The sequence below is a fragment of the Polaribacter sp. HaHaR_3_91 genome, assembly GCF_019278525.1.
Taxonomy (GTDB): domain Bacteria; phylum Bacteroidota; class Bacteroidia; order Flavobacteriales; family Flavobacteriaceae; genus Polaribacter.
In genome coordinates, this window is record NZ_CP058986.1 from 3,677,410 (window position 1) to 3,698,535 (window position 21,126).

Consider the following 21,126-nt stretch of genomic DNA (forward strand, 5'->3'; position numbering starts at 1 on the left):
TAGCTAATTAAGCGCAAATCATAATGGTTTGCGCTTTTTTAATATCTTTAGGCAAAGAGAAAAGTATTGAATACCTAAACGCTACTTTTCATATACAAGACCGTTAGCGCACATTGCTCACTTGTACTCCTCCATTCAATAACTTAACGCAACAAATCTAAAATTATAGATTTGTAAAATGGAAGTAAAAAAACATAGACGATTAACTTTGAAAGAAAGAGTGATTATTCAGACTCTTTTAAATGAAGAAAAGTCTAAATCTTATATAGCAATTAAACTCAATAGATCTCGTTCAACTATCGGTAGAGAAGTGAATAAATGGGTGCAAAAAAAAGAACATAGATATGATGCTGAACTTGCTCATTGGTGTGCTAAAGAAGATTATTTAAACAAGAGAAATTTAGATAAAATAAGCACTTATTCTTTACTCAAATTTTTTGTCTACAAAGGACTTTTATCAAACTGGAATCCTGAACAAATTTCTGGAAGATTAAAAGAGTTGTATCCTAATAATCTAATAATGTCTATTTCACACGAAGCTATTTATAGACACATTTATACTAGACCACAAGCTCGTTTAAATAAAAAGTTAATCAAACTATTAGTACGTAAAAAAACAAGACGTAGAACTCCTAAAAAAAGACGTGGTGGTGGAAGTAAAATCATTAACCAAGTCAGTATTGACAACAGACCACAACATATTGAACTTAGAAATGAAGTGGGACATTGGGAAGGAGATTTAGTGATTGGAAAAAATCATAAAAGTGCTATTGGAACTATTGTAGAGCGCAAAACTAGATTTACTTTAATAGTAAAATTAGAGTCTAAAAAAGCAGGTGAAGTAGCTAATGAGTTTTCTAAAATATTAAACAAATTAAATCCTATTTATAAAAAATCAATGACATATGATAATGGAATTGAAATGGCGAGACACGAAATGATTACTAAAAAAACAGGTATGAAAATATACTTTGCACATCCATATTCTTCCTGGGAAAGAGGAACAAATGAAAATACAAATGGACTCATTAGAAGATATCTTCCAAAAGGAACAAACTTCAATGAAATTGACGTAAATAAACTCCAAAATATTCAAGAAAAATTGAACAACAGACCAAGAAAAATTATAGGATATAAAACTCCAAAAGAAATGATGGATTTAGAACTTAAATTTGTAGCTTAGTAACATCAATAAACAAAAACGGTTTGTTGCGTTACAACATTGAATCCAAGGTGCAAACCATTAAAATTTGAACTAAAAAAGCCAACCGCACAAACAGCACATTTGGTTTTTTTGCCGACACATAAGCCAACGCTAAAAAAACTAAAAGAGCTATTTTTTAGCCAACGCACAAAACGAAACGATGAATACTTTCAATGACATAAAAGAATTGGTTACCGCTTTGAAAAGAGAGGAAAAACTGATATCTGAAATGTTTAGTAAAAGAAAATCCATAGACTACAGATTGAGTGATGCACTAGAACTAGTTGATTACGAAGAAAGTCGAATTGATAAGTTAATAGAAAAATCTGTTATAAGAGAAAATGGAGGCTTATTAGAACTTGATGGTCAATTTTTAGAATTCTTTGAACAAGTACTTTATGTTAGTGAAGAAATTAACTTGTCCTACATTGATGATAATATCAAAACTATAAAAGAACATATCCTTTATTTTTTAAATGAGCCTAATGAAAATCGCAGATATTCATATTTAAGGCTAATAAAAAAAACGTTTAGAAATATGGGACTAGTCACACTACGAAGTGTGGTAGATTTAAGAAGAAATATTGAAAACACCTTTAAAAACGAATCTAATTACAAGAATAAACAATTAAAGTTAGAACACCTTGATGAGAAAAGAACAATAATAACAAATTTGATACAGCAAACATTGACTCTAATTAACGAGGAAGAATTAACTTTTTTTAATAGAGCCTTAGACGAAGAATTGAATCGAATTATTATTGAATTAAAACATCAGCTAGGAGAATGCTCACATAACCTAATTGAAATAGAAAAACAGATAATTGATTTTCTAAATCAAATAAAACAACAAGGGAGGTTCTTAGAAAAATTACGAAAACTAAAATATTTAAAAGACAATTTTACTATTGAAGCAGAAACAGACATTAAACAAATAGTATCAAATAAGAATCACGTGATTTTTGAGGGAAGAACAAATCAGTCTTTAAACTTATCTATTGATTTTCTTAGAGAAAATGAAAAAGCTTTTGAAGCAATTAAGAGAATTGCTAAACAGCATAAGGACAGGTTACTCTTCAAACCAGAAATAGCAGATAGTATTTCTAATGAATATCTTGAAAATAGTATTGAGAAAGAAATAATGATTAATTTAGAAGAAGTACGAAATCGATTTGTTGCTACAAGTGATAACTTATTCAATTTTATTTTAAATTATGATTTTTCAAAAGACGTAGATTTTAATGAACGAGTAACAATCTTCTGCCAAATCATTTCTCAATATGAGCAAGAATTAAAAATAAAAGACAATTTCCAAATCACCAATGGTATTGAATATGCTATGGTATTTTCAAAATAAATTTTAATGATTACAAAATATACATCAGAAATATTTGACGTGCTTCGCAAAGGACAATTCATCTGTTCAAACAGCCCAGATAATGACATTCAAAAGCTTTATAGGATTTTAGAAGATCAAGAAACATTTGAAGATTTATACGAATACTTTTATCAAATCAACTATATCTTAGAACAAGGCAATGAATTTTTCTATTTCAGTCGTATAGAAAATAATGCAGACTTAGACAGGAAACTAGAAAAAGCATTTAATTGGATTGACATACTAGACTTTTTTAAAACTTTTGATTCTTCTTTTGATGTAGGCTTTAGGTTTTCACCATCAGACATTGTAAATCAACTAAAAAACAATGCAGATTTAAAAACCAAACTAGAACAATTAAAAAAAATAGGTGTTGACAAAAAAAGTTACTCAGATAGAATAAAAAAAATAATTGAGAAACTTGAAAAAGATAATTTTATAACATTAGAAAATGAGATTTCAGAAACATACAAAGTACTTACTTCACTAAATTATTTGAAAAACATTATAACAGCTATTAATATTCCCGAAGAAATAGAAAATGAGATACCTGAATAAAATAGTTTTTATAAATAGCGCATCTGTACAATACGCAGAAATTGAATTAGATGGAAATGTTCATTTAATTGGAACGCAAGGTGTTGGAAAAAGTACATTGCTTCGTGCTATTTTATTTTTTTACAATGCAAATAAAACAAAGCTTGGGATACCGAGAGAGAAAAAGGGATTTGATGATTATTATTTTCAATATCAAAACTCATATATTATTTACGAAATTATAAAAGACAACATTCCTTTTTGTGTTTTAGCCTACAAAGTAAATGGAAAAGTTGCATTCAGGTTTTTTAATTCTGAGTATAAGCGAGAATTATTTATCGATAAGGATAATAAAGCTTTTGAAAGTTGGGATAAAATTAGAAATGCTTTTGGTAAAGAGATTTATTACACAAATTTAATAAAGAGTTATGAAGATTTTCGTAGAATCATTTATGGAGATAATAATGGATTAAAGCCTGAACTTAAAAAGTATGCTTTAATAGAAAGTAAGCAATATCAAAATATACCAAGAACTATTCAAAACGTACTTCTCAATACTAATTTAGAAGCGAAATTTATTAAAGACACCATAATAAATTCTCTAAATGAAGAGGAGTTTCTTATAGATATAGAGAATTATTCTAAAAATCATTTACGTGATTTTGAAACTCAAATTAACGATATTAAAATATGGTTTAAAGAAAATAGAAAAGGGCAAATTGTAGCCAGGAAACAAGCTGATAAAATTATTGATAGATTCAGAGTTTACAATTTCCTAAAAAGGGAAAAGAAAGAGCTAGCTTATGAATTAGCATCTAGAATAAATTACATAGAAAATGAAAAGCCACTTTTATCTTCTAGTTTTAAGAAAGAAAATAATGAGTTAAATACCTTATATAAAAGTAAAGAAAATTTAAAAGAGCTTCATTTAAAAAGAGAACAAAAGTTAATTTCAGATATTGATTATCTCAAAAAAGTATTAACGAAATCGAAAGAAAAAAAGGTTGATTATGACAATCAAAATATCAATCAAATAATTTCAAAAGTTGCAAAAAAAGATGCTTTAACTATTGAACAAAAAACTTTAGGGGACGAAAAAAATCTGCTAACCTCTAAATTCACAGAAATTAGTCAGAAATTTCAAGCTCTCATTTCCCAAATTCAAAATCAACAACAAGAGTTTACCAATACGCAAAACGCAGAAATCAATAAAATACAGCGTGATTTTGGAGAGAATAAGACTTCAGTATTTGATGCCTACCAAAAATTGATAAATCAAATTAAAGAAGAAAATAAAGATGAAGTAGATAAAGGTTACAATGTTTTAGAAAAAATAAAAGAAAATGAAAATAGCCTAAAAAGAAGCAAATCAGAATTAAAACATAAAACCTTTTTCTCTACAGAAATTGAGAAGAGTAAAGCCGATAAAAAAACACTTGATGACAAAATTTCAAGCTCGAAAAGCATCATATTAAATTCAACAAATCAAACAGCTACAATTCTTAAGGAGTGGGAATTAGAGGCAAAAGAAGTTGAAAGAATTAATAATTCGTCAGTTGAGAAAGAAAAAGAAAAAAGTCAAAAAATAGCATTTGAAATCGAGAAAATTGAAAACAAAATTCAACAAAGTAAATCTTCTCTTTACGGCTGGTTAAATGACAATAATATTCCTAATTGGCAAAACACTATAGGTAAAGTAATTGATGAAGACAATGTATTATTCAACACAGAACTAAACCCTAAACTAATTGATAGTACTTCCTCTACCCTATTTGGTATAGAGTTAAACTTAAACACCTTAAAAAACAGTATTAAAACTGTCAAAGAATACAATGAAGAAATTGAGGAATATAAAGGTAAGATTGTTGAAGTTCAAAATACTATTAAGCAATTTAATGTAAATAAAGAGGAAAGTTTAAAAAAGCTGAAAACTAAATTTAAGAAAAAACTAAATAGTCTTAGAGAAGTTATTGCAGAAAATGAATATACAATATCACAAAACGAAGAAAAGTTAAAGAAAAATAAAATTGATTTAGATGAATGGATTTCAAAAGCTAAATCTGAAAAAGAAGCTATTTTACAAAAACTAGAAAATGATTTAGATGAAGTTGCTTCAAAGAAATTAAAAGCTAAAGATAACCTTGAATTTATAAAAAAAGGAATAAGGCGTAAAACAAGCTTAAAAGAAAAGGAACGGGATTCTGAAATTAAATCTTTAGAGGAAATCAGAAATAATACCATTTCCGAAATAAAAACTTCTATCTCAAATAGTAAAGAAGTATCAGATAAACGTATTCAAGAGCTCAAAAAAGAACAAAACTCAGAATTAGACAACAAAGGAGCTGACACGAAAAGACTCAATATAATTGATGATAAATTAAACAATATAGAAAAGGACTTAGATTATATAAAAGAGAACGAAACAATTGTTATTGAGTACAACAAAGACAAAAGAGAACTCTTTGACAAAGTACCTCAATTAAAAGTTGAGAAAACTAGTTTAGAAAAAAAACAAGCTTCAATAGTTACTGAACATAAAATTGAGTTGAATAAAATAAATACAAAATATTCTAAACAAGAAGATTTTGTTAAATCAATACAGTCTAAAATTGATGAATTTGATAATGACGAAAAGAAATTTATTGAGTTTAAAGAAAAGTCAGAAACTTATAAAAGCATCCATATTTATTTTTCTGAGCCAATTAGAGAAATTATTGAGACAAAAACGGCTATCTCAATTATTGCAGAAGTAAATGACAAACATTATAAAGGAATCGAGATATTTAAAGAGTTACAACAATCTACAAATGCATTTACTGGTAATTTTAGCGAACAGAATATATTTAGCTTTAAAGTAAAATTAAATGAAGATATTGAATTTTTAAACTTTGCATCTGAACTTAAAGAATTTATCGAATTGGATAAAATTAACGAATATGAAAACCGAGTAAATAATCGATTTGCAAATATCATTCGCTTAATAGGCAGAGAAACAACTGAACTGAACTCTAAAAAAGGAGAAATTGAAAAAATAATCAAAAAAATTAATGATGATTTTATTGGCAAAAACTTTGTTCAAGCCATCAAAGGAATGGAAATGAAAACTTTAGAAAGTTCTAATCCAATCGTCAAATTATTAATTCAGATAAAAGAGTTTAATGATGAAAACAGTCTTGCTTTAGGAGAAACAAATCTTTTTACTTCCTCAGAAAGTAATTCAAAAAATCAAAAAGCGGTAGATTTATTAAAACAATTAGTCAAAGAATTAATAAAGTCAAAAAGCACAACTCTAACACTTTCAGAGTCTTTTGATTTACAATTTAGAATAATAGAGAATGATAATGATTCTGGATGGGTAGAAAAACTTTCTAATGTTGGTAGTGAGGGAACGGATGTTTTAGTCAAAGCTATGATAAACATTTTACTTCTAAATGTTTTTAAAGATAGTGCTTCTAAAAAATTCAAAGATTTTAAATTACATTGTATGATGGATGAAATAGGTAGACTTCACCCTAATAATGTTAAAGGGATTTTAAGATTTGCGAACGAAAGAAACATTTTACTAATTAATGGTTCACCAACAAGTCAAAATGCTACAGATTATAAATACACATATAAACTTGCAAAAGAACAATCTAAAAATAACACTAAAAAATACATCACAAAAATTAATCGATTGGTTAAAGTAAATACCAAAGTTCTTAATTAATGAAATTAACATTAAAAATAGCAAAAGTATTAGTACAACTAATCAATGGAGAATCTATTCCTAATCACTCTGCTAAAAGTAGATTAATTGACGATTTAGTATTTGAGAATATTATAACTCGAAAAGGAAAACACAAAAAGTCATTAGAATTAATAAATAAAGTGGATCTACACACCTATTTAGCAAATCAATTGCAAATTAATAATTTGAATAAATACATTTTAGCATTAGAAAATGAAAATTCAACTCGTGCAGAACTTGTAAAAATCACAACAGATTCTAAAAAATCAAAAGAGAGAGCTTTTAAAGGCTTTTTAATGAATAGTTATAGTCCAATAAAGGCAGAACTGAATAATGAAACCATAATCATCAATCCTATTAAAGGAAGCTTTGTTTTTATATATGATTATGAATCTTTTATAATCCCAAAAGAAATAACCGTTATTGGTGTTGAGAATGCTAAAAATTTTAGTCAAATACAAGAACAGAAATACTTATTTAAAAATATAAACCCTTTGTTTGTTTCTCGTTATCCTCAAAACCAAAATAAAGATTTTATAAAATGGATGAATTCTATCCCAAATAATTATTTGCATTTTGGAGATTTTGATATTGCAGGAATTGGGATATACTTAAACGAATATAAAAAGCATTTATCAGAAAAAGCGACATTTTTTATTCCTGAAAATATTAAAAGTGATTTAAGAAATGATGGTAATAGAGAACGATTTGATAATCAAAAAGTAAATTTCAAAATTGACAAAATACAGGAATCAAGAGTTATAGATTTAATTGAATTAATCAAAAAAGAAAAAAAAGGTCTAGACCAAGAATATTATATTGAAACGAATAACCAAAGCTAAAAGCCATACACATTCGCAATTCGCTTCAGCCAACACACAAGCCCAAAATTGCAAAAGAGTATGTCTCGCCAACGCTCACTTCCGAACTAAATAACAAACATCGGAAAATCAAGCAGAACGAGAAAGCACTATGCACAACAAAATACTGTGGTAAAAAGCAAGTAAAAACTCATTAATTTTTCACTAAAACACTTCTATAATTATTATCATAAGTTAGTCCGGATTTAGCAATCGCAAAAGCTTGTTTTAGTAGCTTATTACATACCGTTATTAAGGCTAGTTTTTTGCTCTTTCCTTTAGCGACTATTCTATCATAAATTGCTTTCAAGCATAGTTATATTTACAGGCATTAAAACTGCACATAAATAGTAAATAGCCCGTAGCTTCCATCACACAATGACTATTTACATCTAGTAGTTTTACGAACTTTTTAAAGCCTGAAATGCTATTTTTAAATTGGTAATAATTACCTAAAGAATCGGTAACATCAAAAAATAAATGACTGATGTCAAGTCCAAAATATTTTATATCTTTATTCATAAGAGAATGTTTTTTGAAAGGACATACTACGCGAGTTTCAACGACTTAAAATCGAGGTCTAAAAGCCTCATAGAACTGTACGAAATCTGTGTAGAAAAGAGAGGGGATTTTCAATGTTGACGAGATCTAAAGTCTCTCCGTATATAATAACCTTACTCCTCTCTTTTGTGCTTTCTGATTTATATGCTTAAATTTAGTCTTTTATTATAAAATGCTAACTTAAGCCGTGTATAATTAATTGCTAGGTTCTTCCCTACTTGCGAATATTCCTGCGGAATATTCACGGGTTCGTAAAAGTTTGCTAACTTAGTTGCTTAACCACACAACAACGTTGGCAAACATTAAAATGAAAAAACAATTATTAATATTCGTCCTTGTTTTGACAAATGCTTTTGCTTTTTGTCAAGACACAAATCCTGAATTAGCAAAATATGTTTCTTTTCTAGAAACACAAAACACAAGTGCAAAAGATTATATAATTAACTTGTGGAAAAAACATGACATCGTTATTTTATGTGAAAGAAATCATGGAGAAATGACTCAATATGAATTGATATATGACATTGTAAGTTCCGATTATTTCAAAAAAAATGTCGGAAATATTTTTACAGAAATAGGTTCAATAAGTAATCAAAAAGCTGTGTTAGATTTTACTAAAACTGATTTTACAGATTCTAAAGAAAAAGAAAAACAACTTCTAAATCTTTACAGAAAAATTCAATGGAATGGTTGGAGTGCTGCTAATTTCTATTATTTTATAGACAAAATAAATACACTTAATTTTTCATTACCAGCAGATCAAAAAATAAACTTATTTGTTTCAGACGTTAAAGACCCTTCCAAAGAAAACCTTTCCAGTAAAGAAAATTTTTTAACGTATTTTAATGGAATTTACAAACATCGAGATAGCGCAATGGCAGAAAACATTATTCATGTTTATGATAGTATAAAGCTAAACTCTTCACGAAAAAAAAGTTTAGTAATTATGAATTCAAGACATGCTTTTTCAAAAACTTTTTTTGAAAACGATGACAAAAATGTTGGACATAAATTAATTGAGACTTACAAAAATGATGTTTCAAATGTATATTTAAATGGGTTAGCTCCAACGTTAAAAGTCGTTGAATCAGATAAAAATGAGACATATAAAGACTATGTACAAAGGCCTATACAGAATGGAAAATGGGATGCATCATTTAAAATTATAAACAAAGAAAGTTTAGGTTTTGATTTTAAAAATAGTCCTTTTGGAAATGAATTATTTGACCTTTTTCCTTTTATCAAACATAATTATAAGTATAAAGATATATTTACAGGATTTGTATTTTATTTACCGTTAAAAAGACATTATGAAGCGTGGGGAATTCCTAATTATGTAGATGATGATTTCATAGATGAATTTTATAAACAACAAAAATTCTTTTCAGAAGCAATAGGAAACGGAGAAGTTCTAAAAGAAAACTTGAAAGAAGATTATGATTATAATGAATCAAAATATGATGATTATATAATAATAATTGAAGAAATTAATAAATGGTTGGAAAAATAAAAAACGTTTGCCAACACCTTCTATAAAAAATTGCTATATTTGGTTTAAACTAAAACTTGTTGCTTCTTTGCAAACTTCTGAATTTCCGCTGGAAATTCCTCGTTCACAAAATCGCAACTTTCCATACAAAACAACGTTGTACAATATTTAGGAAATGTACTTTCCTGAAATAGGTTGACTAAAAATTAAACACTTAATTATAGTCACTTATGAAAACTCAAAACAACCCTGGCAAAAAAAACGTACGAAAAAGCACCTTTAGAGCTCAAATTATTCGTCGTTGACCAAATTCAGAATGGACACAACTACTTAGCAATCGTTACTCATGCATATTCTAAGCAAATTACGGGATATAAACTCGACAATCAAATGAGGAACGGTATAAATTAACCTAAAAAAAGGTCAACCTATATCAGTATAATATAAAAGGATTGCAACTGTAATACAAAAGAATTGCTACTACCCTACACTGCAATGTTTATCATAAAGTAAAAACAATTGCTACAAATTCACAAAGACAATACAAATTCTCATCAAAATAAATAATTGCATTACAAAAACAAAAAGGATTGCAAATGTAATACAAAAGGATTGCCATTACTTTACACTGCAATTTTATCACAAAGTAAAAACAATTGCTATAAATTCACAAAAACAACACAAAGCCATATCAAAATAAATTATTGTATTACAAAAACAAAAAAGATTGCAACTGTAATACAAAAGAATTGCCACTACCTTACACTGCAATGTTTATCATAAAGTAAAAACAATTGCTACAAATTCACAAAAACAACACAAAGCCATATCAAAATAAATTATTGTATTACAAAAACAAAAAAGATTGCAACTGTAATACAAAAGAATTGCTACTACCTTACACTGCAATGTTTATCATAAAGTAAAAACAATTGCTACAAATTCACAAAGACGACACAAATTCTCATCAAAATAAATAATTGCATTACAAAAACGAAAAGGATTGCAAATGTAATACAAAAGGATTGCCATTACTTTACACAGCATTTGCAGAAGAAAATGGCATAATGATGAGCATGACAGAACAATATGATCCTTATGAAAACGCAATTGCAGAGCGAATTAATAGAACTTTAAAATATGAATATGGACTTAGAAATTGCATTAAAAATACTGCCATTGCTCAAGAAGTAACAAAACAAGCTGTATATATTTACAACAATTTAAGAACCCATTTTAGCTTAGAATTAAGAAAACCAGCAGAAGTACATTTAAATCCAAACATCAAATACAAATCATATCGAAGAAATAATGTAAATTTGACTGAACTAGTTATATAGAATATAAATAATTTAAAAGGTATAAATTAGACCAAAAAAGGTCAACCTATATCAGTATAATACATTTCTGATTTTACTGTTTGTGGTGCAGGAACCAATCCTGTTTTTGATTTCTTTTTCTCTAGGTTATGAGAACCTACTCTACAACTATTACTACAAAACTTTTGCACACCTCTTCTTTTAGGTATATATTCCTTTCTACAATAATTACAGATATAGTTTCTTGATTCCATTTTGACTTAAGCTTACATACGATTTAAGGTAAATCGCGATTTTTATATATTTTTTTGATTCATTGCTTCCTAGAAAACACATTCTTCAATAAATATTCTAAAGCATCTTCTGTACTTAAAAGTGGCTTATGTTTGTGTTTTTTAGGCTTAGATACAATCGCAAAATCTTTCTTTAATTTATCAAACAGCAATCTTTGCTCTTCTTTCGGAAGTGCTTTTGCTACTTGATAAACGATTTCTGCATTCATATTAGAACACAAAAATGAATCTTTATAAAATTAAGTTGTTCGGCTTTGAATGCCTTTGAATAGCTTTTATTGGCTTTGAACGGCTTTTGACACCTATTTTAAAAGAAAATCTGATTGTTTTTTTTAACAGCCAACACTAAGCTAAAAATTTAGAGTAATCTTCTGGTAATTCAGCATCAATATCACGTAAATATTTTTCCAATGCAACCATTGTTGCATGTCCAGAGATTGGCATCAAATTACTTTTCGCTTCATGTTGAGACATGTTTTCTCTAAATTTTCGATATAATTTAGTAATAAAAGTATGCTTAAAACCATACATTCCGTATTCTTCACCTAAATTAAAATGGTCTTTTATTTTTTTGAATCGAGCGGTAAACTCGTTTCTCTTATTCGTTTCTTGTGCATTCCATTCTGCTCCAATTTCATACCTACCAAATAAAAATGCTTTGGGATCTTTATTAGATAAATCAGGTAAATCGTTTAATAAAATTTCTGGAATTATTTTTATCTGTACAGGCTTATTCTTCGCTTTGATGTACAACTTTTTATCTTGTACGTCTACATCTTCAATTTTTAACCTACAAATTTCAATAGGTCTTAAAATACTATAAGATATAAACTTTACAAAAAGCAATAAATGGGCATCTACTTCTTGTAAATGCTTGTAGATTTCCTTTTCTTGTTGTGGTGTATATGTTTTATTTCTTTTGGGAACAGATTTTAGCACATGAATTTTCCTAACAAAATTATGAGCGACCATTTCATGGTCTTCTAAAATTTGAAACATAGAAGCAATGTCTGTTCTTGAATTATTACGATTTCTCGCACTAGTCCTTTTTAAAACTTCATTCAAATATTGAGTCACTACTTTTTTAGTAATAAACGTAATTGGGTTCTTATAATAGTCTCTCTCTTTCAACCATTTTTCAAAAAGCCCTATTCTACTTTTATATTGAACATATGAATTCTTATTCATCATATTCACTTTCAACTCTAAAGTTAACTTTAAACAGTCCGCAATAGAAGTACCAGTCTCTTCAACTTTTTCAACTGCAATTACTGATTTTATAATTTCTGTTTCTAGTGGTGTTTTTGGAATTATTTGATTTTCTACCTTAGTAGAAATCGATACATTCTCCTTTTTATCGGTTACTACTTTTGTTTCTTGTCCCAAAAAAGTACTTTCTAAATCAGAATTATCTTCATAAGGATTAAAACCATAATCTAACAATTGCAACAGCCCTTCTTGCATCGTTCTTAAAAAAGCATACCGCTCTCTTTTAGTTTTCAACTTATTTACACCTGCCTTTATATTCGGCTGCCTTTTTAATTTATTTGTTTGAGGGTTTCTAAAGGAGAAATAAACATACCAAGGTTTATCCAAAGCAGCTTTTTTTTCTTTCAAATTAAGTTTAGACCAACTAGAAATATCAACTCCACCTGTGTAGATTTTTGGCTCAGAATAATTCAGTTTCATAGGTAAAGCGTGTACGTTTTCGTGTACGGTACGTAAAAGTAAGAAATTTAAAGACATAAAAAAAACGGTTCGTGTAACACGAACCGTTGATTTTATTGGCTTTAAACCTTGTAGCGGGAACTGGACTCGAACCAGTGACCTTCGGGTTATGAGTTCAGATAAATTACTGATTTACTGAATTTTAACCTTTTTATTATTTAAATCGTGTTCTAAAACGTGTTCAGTCTAGTTCAGATTATTATTGTATTATTCTTGTTGCAATGTAGTGATTTTTAAAATAAACCTGAATAACTTTAATAAAAAAATAGCTCACAAAAACCTAATACATTTACTCTACTACTTACTATTTTTTTAATACCCAAAAAGACTCTTTAATAGTTCTAAAATGAGGGTCTTCTATTGTAATTTCTATTTTATTATATCCTTTTTTAAAATTATCAGGAAAAATCCCTTTCCATATATGTCTAGATTTTGTTCTTAAATAAGGTGATTTTTTACTGTTTTTATCAGGACCTTTTCCTTCTTTTTGTGAACGTTTTATATAATTAACAAAAGGATCTACGATACGGTCATTTTGTAAATAAACAACTTCATTATTTGCTAATTTTACAGAAACCTTGGTATGCTTTGAACCCGAAAACACATTCACATAAAATTCATTATTTTTTGATAAAGATGATAATGGTTCAGAATTATAATCTCCTAACCAAACACTAAATTGCTTATTGCTTGGTAAATTAACTCCTTTGTATTTTATTTTATAATTACCGTTATTAAAATTAATTTCAAAATATCCTTTTGGGGTTCCACAACTCATTAAAGACAGAGGGATTCCTTGCCAATTTTTTTGACCTGTCCACCAGTTTCCGCAAACTGCACCTGCTGTTAATTCGTGAATTACATTGCCTGATGACATTTTTATTTCATTTTGAAATACAGTGTGCGTATGTCCAGATAAAACTAAAATATTTTTAAACGGATTTAATATATTTAAAAGTTCTTGTTTATTTTTCATTCCTACGAGTGGAATGTGTTGACTTATGACTATCGGTTGATCTGGTTTTACAGATTTTAATAGTTGTGATAAGAATCTAATTTGATTTTTTTGATAAATTCCTTTATAGCCATATTTGCCTTCTGGAGTAATACTGTTTAATGATACAAATAAAATGTCATTTCGAAAAAAAGCATAGGTTTCAGATCCAAAATTATCTCTAAAAAAATTAGATTGATTTTCTTTACCTGCTTTAAAGTTTCTATCATGATTTCCATAAACCACCCAAGATGGTTGTTCTATATCATCTATTAATTTTTTTAAAGGAGTAAATAGCTCTGGGGAATCGTTAACTAAATCTCCCAAATAAATACTAAAATCATAATCTTTTCTGTTTAACAACTCCGTCATTACAGATTGAGTTGCTTGTAACAATTCTTTATCATCTCCAACTTGAATATCTCCAATAGCTAAAAATGTAAAGTTTTTATTCTCCTTAATTTTTTGTAAATTAAATGCTACTTTAATAGTTGAGTTAGGCTCTAAATGTTCTGGTATATTAAACCACCATTTTTTTCTATTAGAGTATTCATAGCCAGATGGCAAAATAGGAAAAAGAACTTGTCCTTCTTTTACAGGTATTTTATATTCTCCTTTTTTATTTGTCATAACAATAGTATCTCCATTAGATACCATTACCTGTTTTAACCTTTTATTTTTAACAAAAATAGTTCCGTTTACCCAAGTATTATTTGTTTGAGCATTCGATAAAAAACCGATTAATAGAAAATAAATAGTAACAAATTTAAGATTGGCCATTCTTTTAGTTTTATAAAAATAAATAAGCGAAGTTATTACCTCCGCTTATTTACTTTATGAATAGAAATAATTTAAAATTTTAATTCTCAGGAGAATCAAATTTATATAAGTTTATTACATCATTTGCTACGTAAGAAGCATAAGATAAACCGTTGGGAGCTACTTCAATTTTTAAGTCACTAGCATCTGCATCTGCAAATACGACTGGTGCTCCCCAGTTATTAATATCTCCATCAAAAGATAAAAATACCGGAGTTTTATTGTCATTCTGATAAAATAACATTGCTGTATTGTATTTATCTACAGCAAGATCAAAATCTCTAGTATTGCTTGTTACAATTAGGTCTCCTAATGTGCTCCATGTAGAGGTTGAAGCATCATATTTTTTTACTCTTAATTGATAATCAGTTTCATCTCCGTTGTCTTCTGAGTAGGCTAAATATACATTATCGTTTTGATCTACATCAATAGAAACATTGTAATAGTAAATAGTGTTTTCTTCACTTTCTTTCATTTTATCTGCAAGGGTTGTCCAAGCTCCGTTTTCATATTTATAAACAGAAATAGCTTGTCCTTCACCATAATCTAAAACAGCAAGATAAATAACGTCTCCAATTACTTTTGTCTTTACAGCTCTAGCTAAACCAGATCTTCCTGTAATTGTAAAATCAGACCAAGCTCCAGCATTATAAGCTCTAGCAAAAACACTTCTTCTATTGTCGTCTCCACTTGCATCGTTTGTGTAAAAACCATATAAAGAATTATCACTAGTAATAGCTACTGTATTTGCTCCTGCTTTTACATCTGTATAAGGAGTGTTACCAACATAACTCCAAGAGTTATTTTCATAAGACATTACAGATGCTTGTCTAATATCTGTATATTCTAAAAAACTGATATATGGTGTACCTGTTGTGCTAAATTTTAAATCTACAGTACTTGCTCTGAAGTCAGAAAAATCTGTAGCTCCAGTTCTATTCCATGAAGTTCCATCGAAACTAATTAAGTTCATTTTTTGATCACTACTAGAATCTCTGTCACTAATGTAAGCAATATAAGGAGTAGATGTTGTTGGATCTATTTGTAATGCAGTTTCTGTAATTGTATCTTCATTATATGTTGATAGTAAACTCCAAACTGAACTAGCTAATTTACCTACAGTTACCGTGTAGATTTTATTAGTAGTTTCTTCTGAAACAAGATATTCTACTGATGCAGAAAAGTTGTTAGCTGTTGTTCCGCTTGTTTGATTTACAGCACCAACTTTTACTACGTCACCATCTGTGGTTGTAAAACGAGCAACTAAAGATGTTAAATCTGTTTCACTTGGTAATGAAACACTAATGTTTGTAGTTGATAGATCATTTACAATATAATCTACAAATAAAGTTGTTGCATTGTCTTCTGCATAAAAACCGAAACTAGTTAAGCCAACTTCTGCAGGTATTATTTCTTCTGCAGGATCATCTGAACTACAGCTAACTGTAAGTGAAAATATTGCTGTTAAAGCAATTAAAAATTTGATTGTTTTTTTCATAATACTAAAAATTTAAATGGTTATAATTAATTCTCTTTTGGATGTAAGACCGCCTTTATTTTGGGGGTTTTAATAAAATATTTTTTTGTTTTTTTTCTTAAATCTTTTTCTGAAATTTTATTTACAGCATTCTCATAATCTGAAACAGAATCCCAGTTTTTAAGTTGATTAAAATAAAAATTACGTATGTTTTTTGTCCAGAATGAATTCTTTTGTTTATTAATATTAAAATTTTTGATGAGGTTTGTTTTTACCTTTTTTAAATCCTGATTAAAATCAATTTCTCCCGAAGCAATTCCATTTAATATAGACTGAACTTCCTCGCTTATAATTTCTACATCTGATGGTTTGCAAACTAAGGCAATTGTTTGTCTGCTTAAAGGTATAGGGTGCTTTGTGTCACTAATAGATACAGAAACGCCATAAACAACACCCATTTCTTCTCTTAAGCGTTTATTTAGTTCTAGTTTTAAAACAGCTTCTAAAATTTGATTTTGTATTTCTACACTTTCAAAATTTTGTAATTTATTATCTTGTTGGTAGATTAAAGAAAAAGTTGATTTTGGAGATTCACTTCCGCTTCTTATAAAGTTGATGTTTTTCTTTATTATAGGTTTTGGCCTGTATTGGTATGAGTTATCTACATTACCTTTTGGTATACTTGCTATATATGTTTTTACATATGGTAAAATATCACCTAAATCTTTATTTGAAATAATTGTCAATACATAATTATTAGCTGTACCAAAAAAAGAATTATAGATAGGAATAATAGAATTGACATTTAAGTTTGTTTCTATGTCTTGTTTTGTTTTTGGTGATGTTGTATAATCTTTACCTCTAATTAAATATTTAAGATCTTCTTGAAATAACTCTTTTTCTGTTTTTTTATCTTTGGTGATATTAAGAATAGAAGCTTCTTTTAATTTATTAAAAAGAGAAGTATCTACTCTTGGTTTTGTAGCTTTCAAATAGAATAGTTCAAAAAGTGTTTTAATATCTTTAATTTTTGCGCTTCCAAAAAAACCAGATCGTGTTTTATCTATTAAAAACTGAATTTTCGCACTATTTCCTGCTAAAAAATGACTTAATGCTTCTCTAGAAAAATTATCATAACCACTCATAGAAACTGTCATCGCGCTATATTGAGCATTTAAATAATTAATGCTATCCATAGCATAAAAACCACCTTTTCTGAAACCTGCTAATAAAATATCATCATTATTAGTTAATGATTTTTTATAAATAACCTTTGCACCGTTATCTAATTGTATTTCTTGAGCATTTATTTGAGGTAATGCTACAATACGCTTGATACTTCCTATGTTTGGTGTGGTTTTCAACAACTTTTTAGGGACAAAGAAATTGTTTTGATAAGCTATTGTTTTTTTAGTTTTAAAATCTTGTATCGTTTTTAAAAGTTCTTTTTTAGTAGATAAACTTTTTGAATTTTTACTATTTGTAGTTATTAAGTACTGAAAAGGTGCTTCCGTCTTATTTTCTTTTAAAGTTTTTAAAAGCTGAACTGAATCTATCTTCGAAAAATAATCTTCCATCAATTTGTATTCATCTTTTAAAGAAATAATCATATTTCCATTAAAAAAATCTTGATGCATTTGATTCATCATTCCTGATGCGGATATTGGGTTTTTATCATTTAATGTTCTTTTAAAAGAACTTAACATTGTTTTTTTTACTTTCTCTATTTCTAAATCTGTAAAACCATGTTCAAAAATTTGTTTAAAGTGTGTGTTAAATTCATTAATACCTTCAATTGTAGTATTAGGTTTTAATGTTACTGAAGCTAATAAAACACCTTTGGATTTTAAAAAGTTACTAATATTAATACTTCCTTTTTTATAACTATTTGTATTAAAAGATAGCTTTCCTAAACGAGCAGATATTAATTTATTAAGAACATTACGTGTTAAATAGGTATTGTAGTCTTTTGTAGTTTTTACATTTTTAAAAACATCTTGAAGCTGTATATAGTTCAATTCTGTTTTCTTAATAGATTTATCACTGTAAATAATTAAACTATCCTTCTTGTAATTCTTTATTTCACCTAAAGTAACTGTTGGAAATTTTGAAGGAATTCTAGAAAATTTTTCTATAATTATTTTTTCTATTTCAATAGGGGTTACATCACCAGTTATAGCTACAGCAATTAAAGAAGGATCGTACCATTTTTTATAAAAAGCTTTTAATTCTTCTAACTTAAAGTTTTTCAAACTTACAGTATCTCCAATTACTGTTCTTTGACTATAGATAGAATTGTTTAGCAAAGTATTTAAAAATACTTGTCCGTTTTTATTTTTAGGTGATTGTTTAGAAAGCCATTCAGATAAAACGACTCCTCGTTCTTTTTCTACCTCTAAAGAATCTAACAACATTCCATTTACCCAATCAGACATAATGGTTAATGTAGAATCTATTACAGAATTTTGTTTAGTAGGTATTTTAAGTTTGTAAATAGTTTCTTCAAAAGAAGTGTGTGCATTTAAATCGTGCCCAAATTTTGCTCCTTTATTTTCTAAAAAATCTATTAATTCATTAGACTTAAAATGTTTAATACCATTAAAAGCCATGTGCTCTAAAAAATGAGCCAATCCTCGCTGCTTTTCTGTTTCTTGCAAAGAACCTACTTTTACAAATAATCTAAAGTTTGCTTGTCCTTTTACTTTATCTGTTGGATAAATATAATAAGTTAAACCATTAGGAAGTTTCTTTTTTACAAGTGCAGTATCTTGAACTAAATCTTGAGAAAAGCTAGATAAAGAAATAAGGAATGTGATAAGACTTATTAAACGCATTAATTAACTATTTATTTTTTGTAATATTAATTCACTTTGATTTGCATCTGGTCCAGGAAAACCGATGTTTATATTTAAATTATTGGAGTCTAACTTAATCTTTAATGTATTGTCTTTTGAAGCATCTAAATTATTATCTAACCATTGTATTTGAATAGGTCTCCTGTAAATTCCGATTGGGAAAACTAAAGGATATTCGGTTGTTAAAATTTTAAAATCTACGCCTTCTTTTAGACCATCTCCAATAATAATAGAATAATCTAAAAGCATATCTTTATCCAAAGGTTTTGAACTTAAATAAATGTAATAAGAAACAATATCTTTTCTATTAGAGTTAATATTAGAGATTGAAATATCATTAAAATTTATATGAACAAATGGCTCATCAAACACCGTAATTTCGTCTTTATTACAAGAAGTTAGTGTAGTAATAACAACCAATATTTGTAGTAGTATTTTTTTCATGGTTTTTACTTTTAATTAATAATTAATATTTTAATAACCTTCATTTTGTATCATACTTGAATTTACATCCACTTCCTTCTGAGGAATAGGTAATACAAATAAGCTATTTGGATACAATACTTCTTTTACTGTAGATGTTGAATTATCATCACGAATCATATTTTGTTTTGTTCTTGTTAAATCATATAATCGATTTCCTTCAAAACATAACTCCTTTGATCTTTCTTTATCTATTAAAACAGCTAAAGTTTCTTTCGAGTTTTCTGAAATTGTAATTTCACTTACGCTCTTTTGATAATTACGAGCTTGTAAAGTTTTAATATCCTCTAGTGCTAGATCAATATTATCTAAATTATTATTAGCTTCTGCTCGTATTAAATACATTTCAGACGTTCTTAGAACAATTATGTTATAATACCTATCGTTAATATCGGTATCTATTTTAGCGTATTTTAAGGTTCCGGAAGTGTCTTCATTTAATAACTGTAACCTTAGATCGTCTGGGTTTTCATTTAAAAGACCTATTAATTTATCGCCTGCATAACCTAATGGAGTTCCGTAATCGTAAAAATCGATAATTTCTGGTTCTTTTAATTTTCCATTTAATTTAAAAAGTGATTCATCATTTTCTATGGCATATAAAAACATGTTTACGTAATCGTCTCCCTCTGCTAACGGAGTAGAAGTAATTGCTAATGATGCATAATTAACAGCATTTGTCCATTCTTCCATATATAAATATACTTTGGCTAACAGGCCATGTACAGCATTTTTAGTCGCATAATAACTAGATCTAGCACTTATTTCGTCTCCGTAAATTTCTTCAGATTCTTTTAAATCTTTTAAGATTTGCGTATAAACTTCACTTACAGTATTTCTAGCAACATTATCGTCTGAACTAGGAGTATCAGTCAATACAGGTATTCCTAAATGGCTAGCATCTGCAGTAAAGTTATAAGGTTGTGCATAGACTCTAACCAAATCAAAATGTATCAATGCTCTTAGAAACAAAGCTTCTGCTTTTATAATTCTCAATTCATCTTCGTTTGCAGGATATTTTTCAAGCAGTGAAGGTTGGTATTTTATAATATTATTTACATTTGCTAATGCTTCAAAAGCATAGGTCCATATACTACCAACTGCTGTTATTTCTTCTTCAGGGTTTGATGAATAATTATACTGAGATGTCATAGAGGTTTCTCCTACGGTATTCACCTGTAGCATATCTGAAGCTACGTCTGGGTATAATAAGAATTCTTCTCCGTAATATTCGTAAACAGTAGCATAAGCTCCTGGTACTGCTCCTCTAATTCCATCCATATCAGAAAAGAAAACAGGAGTTGTAGATTTTCCAATGGGATCAATTTCTAAAAAATCACTACAACTATTTAGTAAAACAAAACTGAAAATTACAACAAGTGTTTTTATATATTTCATG

The 21,126-nt window shown here is 28.0% G+C and carries 16 protein-coding genes; 7 read left to right on the forward strand and 9 right to left on the reverse strand.

Annotation, left to right across the window (positions count from 1 at the left end; all coding sequences use genetic code 11):
* Positions 1-178 precede the first annotated feature (178 nt).
* The 5 genes from H0I27_RS15375 (at position 179) to H0I27_RS15395 (ending at position 7,691) form a co-directional block, all read left to right on the forward strand.
* On the forward strand, positions 179-1,183 hold the full coding sequence (locus tag H0I27_RS15375) for an IS30 family transposase (RefSeq protein WP_218731516.1): 1,005 nt from the start codon (positions 179-181) through the stop codon (positions 1,181-1,183).
* Between the two features lie 181 nt (positions 1,184-1,364).
* Positions 1,365-2,561, forward strand: a complete 1,197-nt coding sequence (locus tag H0I27_RS15380) for a hypothetical protein (RefSeq protein ID WP_218731518.1) — start codon at positions 1,365-1,367, stop codon at positions 2,559-2,561.
* Between the two features lie 6 nt (positions 2,562-2,567).
* Positions 2,568-3,140: a hypothetical protein gene (locus H0I27_RS15385; RefSeq protein ID WP_218731520.1), complete on the forward strand. Its 573-nt coding sequence runs from the start codon at positions 2,568-2,570 to the stop codon at positions 3,138-3,140.
* Entirely contained in the window at positions 3,124-6,828 is a 3,705-nt protein-coding gene (locus tag H0I27_RS15390; RefSeq protein WP_218731522.1) for an ATP-binding protein, read from the forward strand. Before H0I27_RS15385 ends, H0I27_RS15390 begins: the two co-directional genes overlap by 17 nt.
* The gene (locus tag H0I27_RS15395) at positions 6,828-7,691 is read left to right on the forward strand and encodes a hypothetical protein (protein WP_218731524.1); all 864 of its coding nucleotides are present in this window, start codon (positions 6,828-6,830) and stop codon (positions 7,689-7,691) included. Before H0I27_RS15390 ends, H0I27_RS15395 begins: the two co-directional genes overlap by 1 nt.
* Positions 7,692-8,015: 324 nt before the next feature.
* Here H0I27_RS15395 and H0I27_RS17780 read toward each other — a convergent pair whose 3' ends face one another.
* Positions 8,016-8,231, reverse strand: coding sequence for a hypothetical protein (locus H0I27_RS17780; RefSeq protein ID WP_368407321.1), 216 nt, complete (start codon positions 8,229-8,231; stop codon positions 8,016-8,018).
* A 346-nt stretch (positions 8,232-8,577) separates the two neighbouring features.
* On the opposite strand from H0I27_RS17780, the gene H0I27_RS15405 reads away from it, so the two are divergent.
* Positions 8,578-9,780 carry a hypothetical protein gene (locus tag H0I27_RS15405; protein ID WP_218731526.1) on the forward strand — a complete coding sequence of 401 codons (1,203 nt, stop codon included), beginning with the start codon at positions 8,578-8,580 and terminating at the stop codon, positions 9,778-9,780.
* Between the two features lie 959 nt (positions 9,781-10,739).
* Complete coding sequence (locus tag H0I27_RS15410; protein WP_218731049.1) at positions 10,740-11,099, forward strand: integrase core domain-containing protein; 360 nt, start codon at positions 10,740-10,742, stop codon at positions 11,097-11,099.
* 41 nt (positions 11,100-11,140) lie between these two features.
* On the opposite strand, the gene H0I27_RS15415 is transcribed toward H0I27_RS15410, so the two are convergent.
* From H0I27_RS15415 to H0I27_RS15450, 8 genes are all read right to left on the reverse strand, one after another.
* Positions 11,141-11,332 carry a hypothetical protein gene (locus H0I27_RS15415; RefSeq protein WP_218731528.1) on the reverse strand — a complete coding sequence of 64 codons (192 nt, stop codon included), beginning with the start codon at positions 11,330-11,332 and terminating at the stop codon, positions 11,141-11,143.
* A 59-nt stretch (positions 11,333-11,391) separates the two neighbouring features.
* Positions 11,392-11,580: a hypothetical protein gene (locus H0I27_RS15420; protein WP_218731530.1), complete on the reverse strand. Its 189-nt coding sequence runs from the start codon at positions 11,578-11,580 to the stop codon at positions 11,392-11,394.
* 136 nt (positions 11,581-11,716) lie between these two features.
* Positions 11,717-13,117 (reverse strand): tyrosine-type recombinase/integrase, encoded by a 1,401-nt coding sequence (locus tag H0I27_RS15425; RefSeq protein WP_218731531.1) that lies wholly within the window; start codon positions 13,115-13,117, stop codon positions 11,717-11,719.
* Positions 13,118-13,403: 286 nt separating this feature from the next.
* Positions 13,404-14,873 (reverse strand): calcineurin-like phosphoesterase C-terminal domain-containing protein, encoded by a 1,470-nt coding sequence (locus H0I27_RS15430; protein WP_218731533.1) that lies wholly within the window; start codon positions 14,871-14,873, stop codon positions 13,404-13,406.
* A 79-nt stretch (positions 14,874-14,952) separates the two neighbouring features.
* The gene (locus tag H0I27_RS15435) at positions 14,953-16,410 is read right to left on the reverse strand and encodes a hypothetical protein (RefSeq protein ID WP_218731535.1); all 1,458 of its coding nucleotides are present in this window, start codon (positions 16,408-16,410) and stop codon (positions 14,953-14,955) included.
* Between the two features lie 26 nt (positions 16,411-16,436).
* Positions 16,437-19,223, reverse strand: coding sequence for a pitrilysin family protein (locus H0I27_RS15440; protein WP_218731536.1), 2,787 nt, complete (start codon positions 19,221-19,223; stop codon positions 16,437-16,439).
* A 3-nt stretch (positions 19,224-19,226) separates the two neighbouring features.
* Positions 19,227-19,688 (reverse strand): hypothetical protein, encoded by a 462-nt coding sequence (locus tag H0I27_RS15445; protein WP_218731538.1) that lies wholly within the window; start codon positions 19,686-19,688, stop codon positions 19,227-19,229.
* Between the two features lie 30 nt (positions 19,689-19,718).
* The gene (locus tag H0I27_RS15450) at positions 19,719-21,125 is read right to left on the reverse strand and encodes a RagB/SusD family nutrient uptake outer membrane protein (protein ID WP_218731540.1); all 1,407 of its coding nucleotides are present in this window, start codon (positions 21,123-21,125) and stop codon (positions 19,719-19,721) included.
* Position 21,126 lies beyond the last annotated feature (1 nt).